This is a genomic window from Pseudomonas sp. Pseusp9 (assembly GCF_059491265.1).
In genome coordinates, this window is record NZ_CP168500.1 from 3,533,630 (window position 1) to 3,549,244 (window position 15,615).

Annotated in this window: 15 protein-coding genes; 11 read left to right on the plus strand and 4 right to left on the minus strand. The window is 60.8% G+C overall.

Annotated elements, in window-relative coordinates:
- Positions 1-74: 74 nt before the first annotated feature.
- From ACEN8E_RS15860 to ACEN8E_RS15875, 4 genes are all read left to right on the plus strand, one after another.
- On the plus strand, positions 75-1,253 hold the full coding sequence (locus ACEN8E_RS15860) for an MFS transporter (RefSeq protein WP_495593334.1): 1,179 nt from the start codon (positions 75-77) through the stop codon (positions 1,251-1,253).
- Positions 1,254-1,413: 160 nt separating this feature from the next.
- Positions 1,414-2,121: an HPP family protein gene (locus ACEN8E_RS15865; RefSeq protein WP_495588899.1), complete on the plus strand. Its 708-nt coding sequence runs from the start codon at positions 1,414-1,416 to the stop codon at positions 2,119-2,121.
- Positions 2,122-2,219: 98 nt separating this feature from the next.
- Positions 2,220-3,692 (plus strand): nucleobase:cation symporter-2 family protein, encoded by a 1,473-nt coding sequence (locus ACEN8E_RS15870; RefSeq protein WP_495588900.1) that lies wholly within the window; start codon positions 2,220-2,222, stop codon positions 3,690-3,692.
- Positions 3,693-3,749: 57 nt separating this feature from the next.
- A complete protein-coding gene (locus tag ACEN8E_RS15875) occupies positions 3,750-4,220 on the plus strand; it encodes an LEA/WHy family protein (protein ID WP_495588901.1) in 471 nt (156 codons plus the stop codon).
- 47 nt (positions 4,221-4,267) lie between these two features.
- Here the strand turns inward: ACEN8E_RS15875 and ACEN8E_RS15880 are convergent, their stop codons facing one another.
- On the minus strand, positions 4,268-5,284 hold the full coding sequence (locus tag ACEN8E_RS15880; RefSeq protein ID WP_495593335.1) for an AraC family transcriptional regulator: 1,017 nt from the start codon (positions 5,282-5,284) through the stop codon (positions 4,268-4,270).
- A gap of 222 nt (positions 5,285-5,506) precedes the next feature.
- On the opposite strand from ACEN8E_RS15880, the gene efeU reads away from it, so the two are divergent.
- Genes efeU through efeO (ACEN8E_RS15900) form a run of 4 tightly spaced genes read left to right on the plus strand, consistent with a single transcriptional unit; the run spans position 5,507 to position 9,734 of the window.
- Complete coding sequence (gene efeU, locus ACEN8E_RS15885; protein WP_495588902.1) at positions 5,507-6,346, plus strand: iron uptake transporter permease EfeU; 840 nt, start codon at positions 5,507-5,509, stop codon at positions 6,344-6,346.
- An 8-nt stretch (positions 6,347-6,354) separates the two neighbouring features.
- Positions 6,355-7,575, plus strand: coding sequence for an iron uptake system protein EfeO (gene efeO / locus ACEN8E_RS15890; protein ID WP_495588903.1), 1,221 nt, complete (start codon positions 6,355-6,357; stop codon positions 7,573-7,575).
- The gene (gene efeB, locus ACEN8E_RS15895; protein ID WP_495588904.1) at positions 7,572-8,882 is read left to right on the plus strand and encodes an iron uptake transporter deferrochelatase/peroxidase subunit; all 1,311 of its coding nucleotides are present in this window, start codon (positions 7,572-7,574) and stop codon (positions 8,880-8,882) included. The genes efeO (ACEN8E_RS15890) and efeB overlap by 4 nt, the downstream gene beginning before the upstream one ends.
- A gap of 27 nt (positions 8,883-8,909) precedes the next feature.
- Positions 8,910-9,734, plus strand: coding sequence for an iron uptake system protein EfeO (efeO, locus tag ACEN8E_RS15900; protein ID WP_495588905.1), 825 nt, complete (start codon positions 8,910-8,912; stop codon positions 9,732-9,734).
- Positions 9,735-9,890: 156 nt separating this feature from the next.
- On the opposite strand, the gene pssA is transcribed toward efeO (ACEN8E_RS15900), so the two are convergent.
- Positions 9,891-11,234 carry a CDP-diacylglycerol--serine O-phosphatidyltransferase gene (gene pssA, locus ACEN8E_RS15905; protein ID WP_495588906.1) on the minus strand — a complete coding sequence of 448 codons (1,344 nt, stop codon included), beginning with the start codon at positions 11,232-11,234 and terminating at the stop codon, positions 9,891-9,893.
- A 215-nt stretch (positions 11,235-11,449) separates the two neighbouring features.
- Between pssA and ACEN8E_RS15910 the strand changes: the two genes are divergently transcribed.
- The 3 genes from ACEN8E_RS15910 to ACEN8E_RS15920 all read left to right on the plus strand — a co-directional run bounded on the left by ACEN8E_RS15910 (position 11,450) and on the right by ACEN8E_RS15920 (position 13,510).
- A complete protein-coding gene (locus tag ACEN8E_RS15910) occupies positions 11,450-12,013 on the plus strand; it encodes a TetR/AcrR family transcriptional regulator (protein WP_495588907.1) in 564 nt (187 codons plus the stop codon).
- A 56-nt stretch (positions 12,014-12,069) separates the two neighbouring features.
- Positions 12,070-12,546, plus strand: coding sequence for a nuclear transport factor 2 family protein (locus ACEN8E_RS15915; protein ID WP_495588908.1), 477 nt, complete (start codon positions 12,070-12,072; stop codon positions 12,544-12,546).
- Positions 12,547-12,730: 184 nt separating this feature from the next.
- Entirely contained in the window at positions 12,731-13,510 is a 780-nt protein-coding gene (locus tag ACEN8E_RS15920; protein ID WP_495588909.1) for a TSUP family transporter, read from the plus strand.
- On the opposite strand, the gene nudC is transcribed toward ACEN8E_RS15920, so the two are convergent.
- Positions 13,478-14,308, minus strand: a complete 831-nt coding sequence (nudC, locus tag ACEN8E_RS15925) for an NAD(+) diphosphatase (protein ID WP_495588910.1) — start codon at positions 14,306-14,308, stop codon at positions 13,478-13,480. The genes ACEN8E_RS15920 and nudC overlap by 33 nt on opposite strands.
- A gap of 6 nt (positions 14,309-14,314) precedes the next feature.
- On the minus strand, positions 14,315-15,127 hold the full coding sequence (locus ACEN8E_RS15930; RefSeq protein ID WP_495588911.1) for a crotonase/enoyl-CoA hydratase family protein: 813 nt from the start codon (positions 15,125-15,127) through the stop codon (positions 14,315-14,317).
- Between the last annotated feature and the right edge of the window lie 488 nt (positions 15,128-15,615).

Below are 15,615 nucleotides of genomic sequence, written 5' to 3' on the forward strand. Positions count from 1 at the left end.
CGAATCGTCCTGCTGCTAGAGTAGCGCTCAGGATCGGGCTGATGCCGGCCCGATCGAATAAGGACATTCACGCCGTGACCACCTACTCCCCCCTCATCCGCCGCCTGCTGATCTGCTCGCTGACCATCGTCGTCAGCCGCGCCATCACCAGCCCTTTGCTCACGCTGTTCGTCAGTGACAAGCTTGGCCTCAACCAACAGGACGTTGGCTTGCTGCTCGGCATTGCGGTGTTCGTCGCCACCCTGCTCTCACTCTACGGCGGCTACATCATCGATCGCTTCGAAAAACGCCGACTGCTCATTCTCGCGATGGCATCCAGCGCTATCGGCCTGGTGTTGCTGACCTTTGCTGAAAACCTCTACCTGACAACGATCACCCTGATCGTCACCGAAACCGCCTCTTCGCTGTTCCTGATCGGTTCGAAAGCGATCCTCAGCGACAACCTTGAGGTGGGCCAGCGCGCCAAGGCGTTTTCCCTGAGCTATACGCTGACCAACATTGGCTACGCGGTCGGGCCGATGCTCGGTGTGCTGATCGCCGGCGCCTTTGCGAGCGCGCCGTTCCTGGTGGCTGCGGCCATCGCGTTTTTCAGCATGTTCCTGATGACCGGCATACCCGGGAACCCGCCCGGTGCTTCCCTGACCGGTCAAGCGCAGAGTTTTCTCAAAACCCTGATCACCCTGAAAAACGACCGCACCCTGATCATGTTCACCGCCGGTTGCCTGCTCAGCACGGTGGTGCACGGTAGATTTACCTTTTACCTGTCGCAGTACCTGCTGGTGACCAGCAATCCGCAACACACCATGGAAATCATGGCCGCCCTGCTCGCCTGCAACGCTATCAGCGTGATCTTGCTGCAATACCAGATCGGGCGTTTTCTCAAGCGCGAGCAACTGCGCGAATGGATCGTAGCCGGCACCGGCCTGTTCATCCTCGGGTTGATCGGCTTCAGCCTGGCAGACAGCCTGGTGAGCTGGTGCGTGGCGATGTTTATTTTCACCCTCGGTGAAATCATCATTTACCCGGCCGAGTTTCTCTTCGTCGACACCCTGGCCCCGGAAGAACTGCGTGGCAGCTACTACGGCGCGCAGAACCTTGCTGCGCTTGGCGGCGCGCTCAGCCCGATGATTTGCGGCTTCCTGTTGATGCACACCCCGGCACCGACGATGTTTTATGCCTTGAGTGCACTCGCCGCCGTGGGCGGTTTGCTGTGCTATGCAAGCGGCCGACGGAGTCATTCAAAGCAAAATTAATGCACTGAAAGCTCATTAATATGAATTTGTCAGCAGCAGGATTGAACGGCACACTGTGCGCGTTCCTCCCCCAACAGTTGGAACACCTTCAAGGGCTTTCTGGTTATCCCAGCCAAGCCCTTTTTTTTGCCTCGCTTTTTCTGCCGGAGTTTTTCTCGAAATGCTTGCTCGCTGGTTGCCCGCCTCCATCAATACCCGCCCTACCGAATGGAGCCGTGCCGCCATTGGCATGGCACTGGGGACGCTGCTCAGCGTGTGGCTCTGTGCCCAGGTGTTCGGCATTGAGGTAGCCCAGCACCTGATCGGCCCGCTGGGGGCGTCGGCGGTGCTGTTGTTTGCCGTGTCTTCGGGCGCGCTCGCCCAACCCTGGTCGATTCTGGGCGGCTACCTGAGTGCCGCGGTGATTGCGTTGCTGGTGGCCCATGCGCTGGGCCGAACCCTCGGTAGCGCTTGCCTGGCCGCGGGCATGGCGTTGATCCTGATGTGCTGGCTGCGGTGCCTGCATCCACCGGCCGGAGCCTTGGCGCTGACCCTGGTACTGGCCGATCCGGCCACCATTGCCATGGGCTGGAAAGCCATTGAGCCGATAATGCTGAGCGCAGCGACGATGCTGATCTGCGCCCTGGCCTACAACAACCTGACCCGCATTCGCTACCCCAAAGGCGCCAGCGAACCGGTGGTCATGATCCCCGCCGATCACCCGCCGGTCGACGGTCAAGCCATCAACGCCGAAGACCTGAAGCTGGCGCTGGCCGACATGGAAGCGTTCTATGACGTCACACCCGAGGACCTCGAACAGTTGATCCTGGCCAGCCAGCTGCACGCCAAACGCCGCAGTGTTGGCGAGGTGCTCGCTCCACGACTGTAAACCCCTGTTTTTTGAGGTTCTTTTGCCGTAGCCGGGCGGTTCTGGCATCCTGCGCCTCCATTTTCCGACCCGGCCCGCCTTCTGGCACGCAAACCACCATGACCGCCTCCGAAAAAGCCCCTGCTCCACGCCACAGCGACCTGATTTACGGCCTCGATGACCGCCCGCACCTGACTGCCACCGTCTTCGCCGCCCTGCAACATGTGCTGGCGAGTTTCGTCGGCATCATCACCCCGACGCTGATCATGGGCAGCGCCCTGGGGCTGCAAAGCGAAATCCCTTATCTGATCAGCATGGCGCTGTTCGTCTCCGGCCTGGGCACCTTCGTGCAGGCGCGGCGCTTTGGCCCGGTGGGCTCCGGCCTGTTGTGCCTGCAAGGCACCAGTTTCTCGTTCATCAGCGTGATTCTCAGCGCCGGCTTCATGGTCAAGGCCCGGGGCGGCGGCACCGACGAGATTCTCTCGACCATCTTCGGCGTGTGTTTTTTTGCCGCGTTCATCGAGGTGGTGCTGAGCCAGTTCATCGGCAAACTGCGCATGCTGATCACACCAGTGGTGACCGGGACGATCATCACGCTGATGGGGTTGTCGCTGATCAAGGTGGCCATGACCGACATCGCCGGAGGCTTCGGCGCCCCCGACCTGGGTGCTGCCAGTCACCTGGCCCTGGCGGCGCTGGTGCTGGGAACCATCGTGGTGCTGAACCGGGTGGACGTGCCGTTTCTGCGCCTGGGCGCGATTGTCATCGGCCTGACCCTGGGCTACGTGGTGGCATGGCTGATGGGGCAAGTGGACTTCACCAGCCTGCCCGAAGTCCCGCTGGTGAGTGTACCGGTACCGTTCAAGTACGGGTTCGCCTTCGATTGGGTGGCGTTCATTCCGGTGGCGGTGATTTTCCTCGTTTCGCCGCTGGAGGCCGCGGGTGACCTCACGGCCAACTCGATGATCTCCCGGCAACCGGTCAAAGGCCCGCTGTACATTCGCCGGATCAAGTCCGGCCTGCTCGCCGACGGCCTCAACTCGGCCATGGCGGCGGTGTTCAACAGTATGCCGATGGTGACCTTCGCGCAGAACAACGGGGTGATCCAGCTCACGGGCGTGGCCAGTCGCTACGTGGCGTTTTTCATTGCCGGCCTGCTGGTGGTGCTCGGCCTGTTCCCGATGATCGGGGCGGTGCTGCAGTTGATGCCCAAGCCAGTGCTGGGTGGCGCGGAACTGGTGATGTTCGGCACCGTCGCCGTGGCCGGGATCAAGATCCTTGCCGAGGCCGGCCTGCATCGACGCAACATGCTGATCGTGGCGATTTCTCTCGGCATGGGCCTGGGTGTGGCGGCCGTGCCGGAAGTCTTGCGTGAACTGCCCAAGGCCCTGCACAACATTTTCGAATCGCCCATCACCGTCGGCGCACTGTGCGCTATCGTTCTTAATATCTTCCTGCCCGAGGAATTCATCGAGCTGGAGGAAGACGAATTCGATCCGGAGGCCTCCGTGCTTCAGGTGATGCAGAACCCCGATGTGACCACCAGGGATGAACCCGCAACGGTTGCGGTGGTTGCACAGTCAAACCGCTAGACGGGCTCGAGGGCTGAGCCGCTGGCGGTTCAGCCCTTTTCAGAGGAGAGCACGTCCATGCGCAGCGTCCACGCGGTCCTGATTTCCCTCCTGCTCTGCCTGAGCGCCTGTACCTCGCTGCCCTATAGAGACCCGGTGAAAGTCAACGTCGTGGGCATCGAGCCCCTGCAAGGTGAAGGCATGGAAATGCGTTTTGCCGTGAAAATCCGCGTGCAGAACCCCAATGACATCAACCTTACTTATAGCGGCGTCGCCCTGGACCTGGACATCAACGGCCAGCCGTTCGCCTCTGGCGTCACCGATGAGCGGGGCGAGATCGGGCGTTTTTCCGACACCGTCGTGAGCGTGCCTGTCAGTGTTTCGGCGCTTTCGGTGGTCCGCCAGACTTATGGCATCAGCCAGATGACAACCCTCAACAACATGCCTTACATCCTGCACGGCAAGCTCTCGGGCGGCGTGTTCAACACGACGCGCTTCGTGGACAGTGGCACGATCAATCTGCCAGGGTCGATCACTGGCAGCCGTTGAAAGGCTGCGCTTGATCCGCACCGGTGCCGCTCAACTCGTCAGCGGGGTCACTCGACGTCATTGAGAATCAGGCTGCGGTAATGCCCCGGATTTGACCCCGACCACTTGCGAAACGCCTTGTAGAACGAACTGACGTCAGCGAACCCGAGGCGCGTGGCGATATCACTGAAGCTGATCGCCGGCTCGGCCAGCCAGACAATCGCCAGTTCCTTGCGCACGCCGTCCTTGAGGCCTTGATAGGTCTGCCCTTCTTCGGCCAGTCGGCGGCGCAAGGTTGAAGCCGACATGCACAGGCTTTGCGCCAGGGCCTCGGTTTCCGGCCAGTGTTCGGCCGGCAGGTGGCGTAGATCATGTTTGATGCGGCTGGCCAGGCTCTGCGGATCGCGGTATTTCACCAGAATGTTCGCCGGCGCATGGGCCAGGAATCGCTTGAGTTCCTCGGCGCTGCGCTTGATCGGCAAATCCAGGCAATCGGCGGAGAAAATCATCCGCGTGCGCGGACGGTCGAAACGCAGGTTTTCGGAAAACATCACCTGATAGTCATCGCAGAAATCCGGTTTCGAACAGCGCAGTTCGATCGCCAGAATCGGAATCCGCCGTCCAGCCAGCCAGCAGGCAACGCCGTGCACGATCATCCAGTAGGTGAAATAGGTGAAGGCCCGGCGCGGGTCTTTGTCGTCTTCCAACAGAACAATTTCCGCCAGGCTTTGCTGGCGCACCAACTGCGCCGGCAGGTGTTCGAGGATCAACGACAGAAACGCCAGGCCGCTGGCCAGCCCCGTCGCCACGTTGGGCTGGAGCATGGCGCTGCGGCACAGGAACGCAAAGCTGCCGGATTTCAGTTTGCGTGGGTCCATGCCAAAAAACTCATCATCCCCGCGCAGTGCCAGCAGCCGCCACAGGCGCGCATAGGCAGCGGCCGGAACACGGGCGTCGGCGTTACTCAACAGTTGTGGGTCGATGCCAACCTTGATCAGCGCTTCGTCCGTGGCCATGCCTGGTGCGCAGCTTTGCAACAGTGCTTCACGCACCAGCTGGATGGAGATGGTGTCTTTTTCCGACATGGATCGCGGCAAGCCCTGTTCTTGTTCGAGTGGGGGGCATATTAGCCGAAACCGCCCACCCAACGCAGATCACCTGTAGGAGCAGGCTCGCTCCTACAGGGGGGTGTGCTGATGTTCAGGTTCGTTCAGCTTGGGTTCAGGTAATTGGCAATCAATGCCATATGGGAATACGTCTCATTATGTTACAACTTAGCTCCCTATCTAAATTCGAGACGCCGCTGAATGCTTGTTCCTTTTCTGATCATGCTGCGCGAAGGTGTCGAGGCCGCGTTGATCGTTGGCATCATCGCCAGTTACCTCAAACAGACCGGTCGCGGCCAATGGCTGCCGGCGATGTGGATCGGAGTGTTCCTTGCCGTCACCCTCGCCCTGCTGGTGGGCGGTGGCCTGGAACTGGTCAGCGCCGAGTTTCCGCAGAAACAACAGGAGCTGTTTGAAGGCATCGTCGGGCTGGTGGCCGTTGGCATTCTCAGCTCCATGGTGTTCTGGATGCGCAAGGTGGCGCGTTCGATCAAGCACTCACTGCACGAGTCCCTCGACCACGCGTTGGCCGGTTCCAGGCACCAGGTGATCGCACTGATCGCCATGGTGTTTTTCGCCGTGGCCCGCGAAGGCCTGGAAACGGTGTTCTTCCTGCTTGCGGTTTTCCAGCAAAGCCAGGGGCCGGCGGCACCGATTGGCGCCCTGCTCGGCCTGGTCCTGGCCATCGTCATCGGCTTCCTGATCTACGGCGGCAGCATGCGCCTGAACCTCGCGGCGTTTTTCCGCTGGACCGGCCTGTTCATCCTGGTGGTCGCGGCCGGCATCCTCGCCAACTCGGTGCAGGCGCTGCATGAAGCCGGGCTCTGGAACCACCTGCAAACCGTGCTGTTCGACTTCAGCGCAACCCTGCCGATGGACGGCCCGCTGGGCTCGGTGCTGGCCGGCATGTTCGGTTACCAGGACGCCCCGACCGTCAGCACCCTGGGTGCGTATCTGATCTATCTGCTGGTGGCGCTGGTGATGTTCTTCTCCCCGGCCGGCGCACCCGCACGGCAATCCTCTTCCGTTTCCAGCCAGTAAGGGCTCCCATGCCAAATCAAGCCCCATCCCAGGCTTCCCCACCCCGCGCCTTGCGCTGGGCGGTGGCCGGCTCGGTGATCGTCATGATCGCCGCCGGCGGCCTGTTCTACTACGCCGCGCAGTTAGCGGCGGCCAAGCGCCAGGCCAACCACGATGAAGTGCTGGTGACCATCCACCCGCACAGCTGTGAACCCGATGTCCTCAGCGTCCCGGCCGGGCGCGCCAGCTTCCGTATCGTCAACCGCTCCGACCGCGCTGTGGAATGGGAGATCCTCGACGGCGTGCTGGTGATCGAAGAACGGGAAAACATCGCACCCGGTTTGAGCCAGGTCATCAACGCCAACCTGCTGCCCGGCGACTACAGCATCACCTGCGGATTACTGAGCAACCCGCGTGGCACCTTGCATGTCACATCGACGGCGGCCTCCGACGCCGCCGCCAAAGCCAGGCCATCGATGGTCGCGTTTGTCGGGCCACTGTCGGAATTCCGCGTGTACCTCAATAGCCAGGGCACCGCGCTGATCAACGCCGTCACCGCCCTCCAGCAAGCCATCGAATCCGCTGACCTGAGCCAGGCGCAAGCCTTGTATGGGCCGGCGCGCGCGGCGTATCAGCGTTTGGCGCCTGCCGCTCAACGCCTCTCCGAACTGGACAACGCCATCAATGCCCGCGCCGACTACTTCGAAAAACGCGAGCAGGACCCGGGCTTCACGGGTTTCCATCGCATCGAATACGCGCTGTTCCAACAACGCACCCTCGCGGACCTGGTGCCAATTGCCCAGCGCCTGCTGACCGATGTCACCAGCCTCAAACAGCAGTTGCTGGCCCAGTCACTGCCGCCGGAGCAACTGGTGAGCATCATGGTGCGCAATCTCAACGGCATCGCCGATGTTCGCGCCAGCAGCGGCGAAGAAGAGCGCTACAGCCATAGCGACCTGAACGGCTTCGCCGCCAACCTCGACGCCACGCGCAAAGTCGTCGACCTGTTGCGGCCGTTGCTGAGCAAATCCGCGGCCGGGTTGCTGCCGACAATCGACAGTGCCCTCAATGCCTTCGACGCTGAACTCAATGGCGTCAAGGTGGGCACCGGTTACGCCAGTTACGACAGCGTCAGCGCCGAACAGCGCAAACAGATCGCCGACAAGGCCAGGGCACTGGCCACCGCACTCGATGAGATCGACCCCGCCCTTGGCCTTTCCGGCCTGTTAGCAGAAGACGCAAACCGATGAACGATCCAGAGCAGTTCAACCTCCAGCGCCGTCGCGTACTGATGGGCATGGGCGCCGCCGGTGTCGCCCTCGCCGGCTCGGCACTCAGTTGCCCGGCCATGGCCGCCAGCCCCACGCAAGTCACGCAAGCGCCAAGCAGCGACAATACCGCTGACCGCCACGAGTTCCATGGCCAGCACCAGACGGGCATTGTCACCCCGCGCCCGGCGGCCGGCATGCTGGTGTCGTTCGATGTGCTGGCCAGCGACCGTGAAGACCTTGAGCGGCTGTTTCGCACCCTGAACCAGCGTATTGAGTTCCTGATGAAAGGCGGCCCGGTGGCCCAGATCGATCCGAAGCTGCCACCGGTGGATTCGGGCATCCTCGGTCCGGTCGTGACCCCGGATAACCTGACCGTTACCGTGTCGGTGGGCGAATCGCTGTTCGATGAACGCTTCGGCCTGGCCGATGCCAAGCCCAAACGGCTGACACACATGGTCGGCTTCCCCAACGACGCGCTGGAAGCCGATTGCTGCCATGGCGACTTGAGCATCCAGTTCTGCGCCAACACCACCGACACCAACATCCATGCCCTGCGTGACATCGTGAAAAACCTGCCGGACTTGCTGCTGGTACGCTGGAAACAGGAAGGCAGCGTGCCGCCCCAGGCTCCGGCGAAACCCGGTGTGCCGGCACAGAGCGCACGCAATTTCCTCGGTTTCCGCGACGGTTCGGCCAACCCCGATTCCAACGACGCCAAGGCCATGGACAGCATCGTCTGGGTGCAGCCGGGCAGCGATGAGCCAGCGTGGGCAGCCAACGGCAGCTACCAGGCCGTGCGGATCATCCGCAACTTCGTCGAACGCTGGGACCGCACGCCGTTGCAGGAACAGCAAAGCATTCTCGGCCGGATCAAAAGCACCGGTGCGCCCATGGGCGGCGCCCACGAATCCGAAGTGCCGGACTACCACAAGGATCCCGAAGGCAAGCTGACCCGGCTCGACGCGCACATTCGCCTGGCCAACCCGCGCACTGCCGCGACGCAAGCCAACCTGATCCTGCGCCGGCCGTTCAACTACTCCAACGGTGTGAACAAGAACAGCCAGCTCGACATGGGCCTGCTGTTCATCTGCTACCAGGCGGACCTGGAGAAAGGCTTCATCGCTGTGCAAACCCGGCTCAACGGTGAACCGCTGGAGGAATATCTCAAGCCGGTCGGCGGCGGCTATTTCTTCACCTTGCCCGGCGTCACAGGCGATCAGGATTTCATCGGTCGTTCGCTCCTTGATGCGACGCATCCCGCTCGCTCTTCAAAAACAACCGCCTGACCACAACAACCCTCACGGAACCGTCCCATGAAGAAGTCACCCCTTGCGTTAATGCTGACCCTTGGCTTGCTCAACACTTCGCTTTCGGCAATTGCGGCGACTGCGCCGATGGACCTGGTGGGGCCGGTCTCGAACTACAAGATCTACGTGACCGGGCAACTGGAGGAGCTGGTCAGCCACACCCGGCAATTCACTGACGCCGTGAAAAAAGGCGACCTGGCCACCGCGAAAAAACTCTACGCGCCGACTCGCGTCTACTACGAGTCGATCGAGCCGATTGCCGAGCTGTTCAGTGACCTGGATGCGTCCATCGACTCCCGCGTCGACGACCACGAAAAAGGCGTGAAAGCCGAAGACTTCACCGGTTTCCACCGACTCGAATATTCGCTGTTCTCGGAACAGAGCACTAAAGACCTGGGCGAGCTGGCTGACGGCTTGAACAAAGACGTGAAAGACCTGCAGACCCGCGTGGCCGGCCTGACCTTCCCGCCCGAGAAAGTCGTGGGCGGTGCCGCTGCGTTGCTCGAGGAAGTCGCGGCGACCAAGATCTCCGGTGAAGAAGACCGCTACAGCCACACTGACCTCTATGACTTCCAGGGCAACATCGATGGCGCGAAGAAAATCGTCGACCTGTTCCGTCCGCAGATCGAGAAGCAGGATGCGGCGTTTGTGGCCAAGGTCGACAAGAACTTTGCCACCGTGGACAAGATCCTTGCCAAGTACAGGACCAGCGACGGCGGTTTCGAGACCTACGACAAAGTGAAGGACGCCGACCGCAAGGCGCTTGTGGGCCCGGTCAATACCTTGGCTGAAGACCTGTCTACATTGCGCGCAAAGCTCGGTTTGAACTGAGTTTTGTAGCGGCTGCCCCGCCCTCTTCGCGGGCAAGTCGGATCGCCGCACCGCCGCTCCCACAAGGATCTTTGTCGTACACAAGCTCTGTGTTCGATGAAGAACACTGTGGGAGCGGGCTTGCCCGCGAAGGCGTCAGCGGCCGCGCTGCAGTTTTTAAAGAATGCGGTAAAGCAACCGCTCGATCCGCACGCGACTCACGCGCTTGAGGAACTTGGCGACGCCCATCGGGTATTCGGCGAGGGTTTCCAGGTTCTGGAAATGCTCGATGCGACGGGTGTGCTGGAAGATCTCTGCCAGCTCTTTGCGACGCGGCTCCAGCCACTCGCTGTGCGGATCATCGATCAACAACGCATTTTCAAGGTCGAGTCGAAACGCCCGCGGGTTGAGGTTGTTGCCGGTCAGCAAGGTATAGCGCTGATCGATCCACATGCCCTTGAGGTGATAGGAGTTGTCGCCATCACGCCACAGGTGCAGGTTCAACTGACCGCTGTCGATGTTGCGCTGATGGCGCTTGGCAAACCGGCGCAAGCTGATTTCGTACAGGTACGGCAGCGCCGAAATGACCCGGAACGGTTCGCTCGGCGCAATGTAGAAGTCGTTGGCAGTCTTGTCGCCGACCACTATGTCGATCTTCACCCCACGGGCCAGCGCACGGTTGATCTCGCGGATGATCGCCAACGGCAGGTTGAAGTACGGTGTGCAAATGGTCAGTTGCTGCCGGGCGCTGGCGATCAGCTCACAGATCACCCGGTTCAGCGGATTGTTCTTGCCGACGCCGAGCAGCGGGCTGACTGACAGGCCAACCCTGTCAGTGGTGCCCCGCGTGGTGTCGTACGCCGCGTGCTTGAGGCGGCTGCGCAGGTCGCCGATGTCACTGCGCAGGCTGCGGGTGGTCGGCAGGTTCGGCAGGTCGAGGCGGTGCACCGCTTTTGAGGCCACCAGGCCGTGCTGCACCAGGTGCTGCATCGAATCGGCCAGTTCGCGATTGTGCAGCAGGTGATAGCGGTCGTAGCGGTACTTGTCGAACTTGTGCAGATAGACGTTGTTCAGGCTCGCGCCGCTGTAGATCACGCAGTCATCGATCACGAAGCCCTTGAGGTGCAATACACCGAACAGTTCGCGGGTTTGTACCGGGACGCCGTAGATCGGCACGACACTTTCGTGGGTGCGGGTCATTTCCTGATACCAGGCGGAGTTGCCCGGTTGTTTGCCGGCACCGATCAGACCGCGCTGGGCGCGCAGCCAGTCGACGACCACCACCACGTCCAGTTCCGGACGTGCCAGTTTGGCCGCGTGCAAGGCATCGAGGATTTCCTGGCCGGCTTCATCCTGTTGCAGGTACAGCGCAACGATATAAATGCGCCGGGTCGCACTGGCGATTTTCTCCAGCAGGCAACGACGGAATTCGGCAGCACCGCTGAGGATGCCGACGGCATCGGCTGTCAGCGGAAAACTGCGTAGTTTGGGCAGCAGGGAGCGTTTGAAAAGCAACGGCATAGGGCTCGCAAAGGGTCGAATCCGAAGAACCCGAGAGCTTACACCATCGCTAGCCTCGGGTCTTGTTACTGTCTGTTAAGGTCCCTTCGCGAGCAGGCTCGCTCCTACAGGGGAATGCATTTCAATGTGGGAGCGAGCCTGCTCGCGAAGACCATTTATCATGCGTTGCAAAATATTCATTGACCAAGGAGAACGGTCGTTCTACTGTTGGCCACATGAACGAAATCACTAGCAACGACACACGCGACATCATTCTGGATGTCACCGAAAAGTTGATCTACAAAAGTGGCATAGCCGCCACTGGCATGGATCTTCTGGTGAAAACCGCCGGTGTCTCCAGAAAAAGCATTTATCGCTACTTCGCCAACAAGGACGAACTGGTTGTGGCTGCCCTGCAACGCCGCGACGAGCGCTGGATGCACTGGTACCGCGAGGAAGTCGGCCAGGCCGAAACCCCGGCCGAGCGACTGCTCAACCTGTTTACCGTACTCAAGTCGTGGTTCGCCTGCGAGGGCTTCCGCGGCTGCGCCTTCATCAATACCAGTGGCGAAACCGGCGACCCGCAAGACCCGGTGCGCCTGGTCGCCAAAGAACATAAACAGAAGCTGCTCGACTACGTGTGCGAGCTGTGTACCGAACAGGGTGCCGAGGATCCGCAGAGGCTGGCCAGACAGCTGCTGATCCTGATCGATGGTGCCATTACCGTGGCGCTTGTAATGGGTGATCACAGTGCCGCCGATAATGCGCAATGCATGGCGCGAAAGTTATTGGACCTGTAACAACTTGATCAAGCTCAACATTGTGTTTGAACTTTAACTTGATACGGAGACATGAAATGTCTAATGCCGAAGTTCGCCCGCCATTACCCCCTTTCACCCGTGAATCGGCCATTGAAAAAGTTCGCCTGGCTGAAGACGGCTGGAACTCCCGCGACCCCGAGCGCGTGTCCCTGGCCTACACACTGGACACCCAATGGCGCAATCGCGCCGAGTTCGCCCACAACCGCGAGGAAGCCAAAGCCTTCCTGACCCGCAAATGGGCCAAGGAGCTGGACTATCGACTGATCAAGGAACTCTGGGCCTTTACCGGCAACCGCATCGCTGTGCGTTATGCCTATGAATGGCACGACGATTCGGGCAACTGGTTCCGTTCCTACGGCAACGAAAACTGGGAGTTCAACGAGGACGGCCTGATGGCCCGCCGCTTTGCCAGCATCAACGACATGCCGATCAAGGAAAGCGAGCGCAAGTTCCACTGGCCGCTGGGGCGCCGCCCTGACGATCACCCGGGCCTGTCGGACCTTGGCTTGTAAACACTTAGCAAAATGTGGGAGCGAGCCTGCTCGCGAAGGGGTCGTCTGATCCAGCATCAATGCTGGCTGACACACCGCCTTCGCGAGCAGGCTCGCTCCCACAATGGTTTTGTGGCGTTCAGGCCGGTAACATACCGCCCCTTCCCTGCAGCCTCTTTCTGCACCCGCCGAATAAGCCGATCCCATGCCTTTCGAACTCAGTGTTGACCTCTCCACCCTGGCCATCCTGGCCCTTGTCGCTTTTGTTGCCGGTTTCATCGATGCCATCGCCGGTGGCGGCGGCCTGTTGACCACCCCTGCCCTGTTGACTGCCGGCCTGCCGCCGCATCTGGTGCTGGGCACCAACAAGCTCAGTTCGACCTTCGGTTCGGCGATTGCCAGTTTCACCTTCTACCGCCGCAAGCTGTTCCACCCCGCGCAATGGGTGCATGCCATCGTCGGTACCCTGGTCGGCGCACTGACCGGTGCCGTGGTCGCGCACTACCTGCCGGCGGAATGGCTGAACAAGATGCTGCCGGTGATCGTCTTCGCTTGCGGGGTCTATCTGTTGTTCGGCGGCACACCGAAAGCGCCAACGGACAGCGACGCACCGATCAGGAAAACGTGGCAGTCGACCCAAGGCTTCAGCCTCGGCTTCTATGACGGCGTGGCCGGTCCCGGCACGGGTGCGTTCTGGACCGTGAGCAGCCTGCTGCTGTACCCCATCGACCTGGTGAAGGCCAGCGGAGTGGCGCGCAGCATGAACTTCGTCAGCAATGCGGCAGCGCTGTCGATCTTCATCTTTTCCGGTCAGGTGGACTGGATCATCGGCCTGTGCATGGGCTCGTCGTTGATGGTCGGCGCGTTCTTCGGTGCCCGCACCGCCATCAGCGGCGGCGCGAAATTCATTCGTCCGGTGTTCATCACGGTGGTGCTGGGCCTGACCGTGCGCCTAGCCTGGCAGCACTGGTTCAGCGTGGCCTAAACGCCGCGCCACATAGACGTCGATCAGGTAACGGGCAATCGAGCGTGACGCCGGCAACGGCGGCAGCTCGTGCACGTTGAACCACTGGGCATCCTCGATCTCGTCTTCCTGGCAGACGATCTCGCCACTGGCGTATTCGGCATGAAAGCCGAGCATCATCGAATGCGGGAACGGCCAGCACTGGCTGCCCAGGTACTGGATATTCTTCACCTCGATGCTCACCTCTTCGCGAACCTCGCGAATCAGGCAGTCCTCGGCCGATTCGCCCGGCTCGGCGAACCCGGCCAGGGTGCTGTAGACACCCGGCACGAAGCGCGGCGAACGCCCCAGCAGAATCTCGTCGCCACGGGTCACCAGCACGATCATGCTCGGTGAAATGCGCGGGTAATAGCGCAAGTCACACGGCTCGCAGTACATCGCCCGTTCACGCACCACCTGATGGGTCGCCTGCCCGCAATTGCCGCAGAACCGGTGCTCGCGGGCCCAGGTGCCGATCTGTGCGGCGTAACCGAGCACCTTGTAGACCGTGTGATCGCCCTCGAGCATGAACGCCCGCAGGCCTTTCCAGTTGCAGCCCGGCACTTCGCTGTGACTGCGCAATTCCAGCAGATAGACCGGCTCGCCATCGAGATGACCGATGCCATGCTCGGCAAGAATCGGCAGATCCTGACGCTTGAGCCATTCGCGGGGAAACAACGCGCCGTTGTCATCGAACAGAAAGCCTTCGGGGCTGCGCGCGACGGCCCAGCCGCCAGGTTGATCGGTGTCCAGTACTGCCGTGGTCCAGCGAGGAATCATGGTTAATCAATCCAGAAATTCGGGTTTCTGTTTGCTCATATGGGCGGCCATGGCCACGCGCAGATCGGTGGATTGCAGCATGGCGGCGTTCCAGGTAGCGATGTATTCGAGGCCGTCATCGATGCGATGGTCACGCATGTAGCTGATCATCTCCTTGGTGCCGGTGACGGCGATCGGCGACTTGCCGGCGATTTCGCGGGCGATGCCCATGACACCGTCGAGCAGGCTGGCGTTGTCGCTGTAGACGCGATTGACCAGGCCCATGCCCCGCGCTTCATCGGCACCAAAGGTGCGACCAGTGTAAGCCAGTTCACGCAGCATGCCGTCACCGATGATTCGCGGCAAGCGTTGCAATGTGCCGACGTCGGCGGCCATGCCGATGTCGATTTCCTTGATTGAAAACTGTGCGTCCTCGGCGGCATAACGCATGTCACACGCGGCAATCAGGTCGATGGCGCCACCCAGGCAGTAACCCTGTATGGCCGCAAGCACCGGTTTGCGGCAGCTATCGACCGCATTGAACGACGCTTGCAGGGTGAGAATCTTGCGTCGCAACAGGCGCGCATTGCGGCCGACGTCCTTGCCCAGTTCATTGGCCACACCGGCCAGCATCATCAGGTCGATACCCGAGGAGAAATGCTTGCCCGCCCCGCTGAGGACCACCACGCGCACTTCATCGGTTTCGTCGATCCACTGGAAGATCTCGACGATCTCGCTCCAGAACGCAGCGTTCATCGAGTTGATCTTCTCCGGGCGGTTGATCTGCACATGGGCAATTTTATCGACCAGTTCGACGTTGAACGCAGTGTATTGAGACATGCCAGTGATCCTTTTGCGGGCAAAAACGGGGCCCGAACTATAACAAGGCATCAAGGCGGGCAGTAAGGCAGTGGTTCGGCCAAATGCGGGACTCACCGCACGCACCACAACAGTGCACAGCCGCTCGATCGCGTCGCACATTTATGTGACTGCCCCGTGACTTTTTGCGGCAAAAACGCAAAAAAACATGCACTTCGTCGGGGCGTTTGCACCTCGATCAGGCACGTCCGTACCGCTACAAACCGATTGTCGAACAATTTTGCCATCTGCCCTTTACCGCTCTAACTTCTGGCCTAGACTCATTTTCTCGAGACGAAACCGCTCGGTCACAAAGTGGAAAAAAAGTCGAAACTTTTTCCAATTCCGATCGGTCCTCTGACAGGAAGGTGCGTTGCGACTGGTGCAATCTTTGCAACGGCTCATTCACCCCTTTTGCTTCGACGCATCGGGCAGCGCTTGCTCACTGATGCGTAGCGCGATTGCGCCCG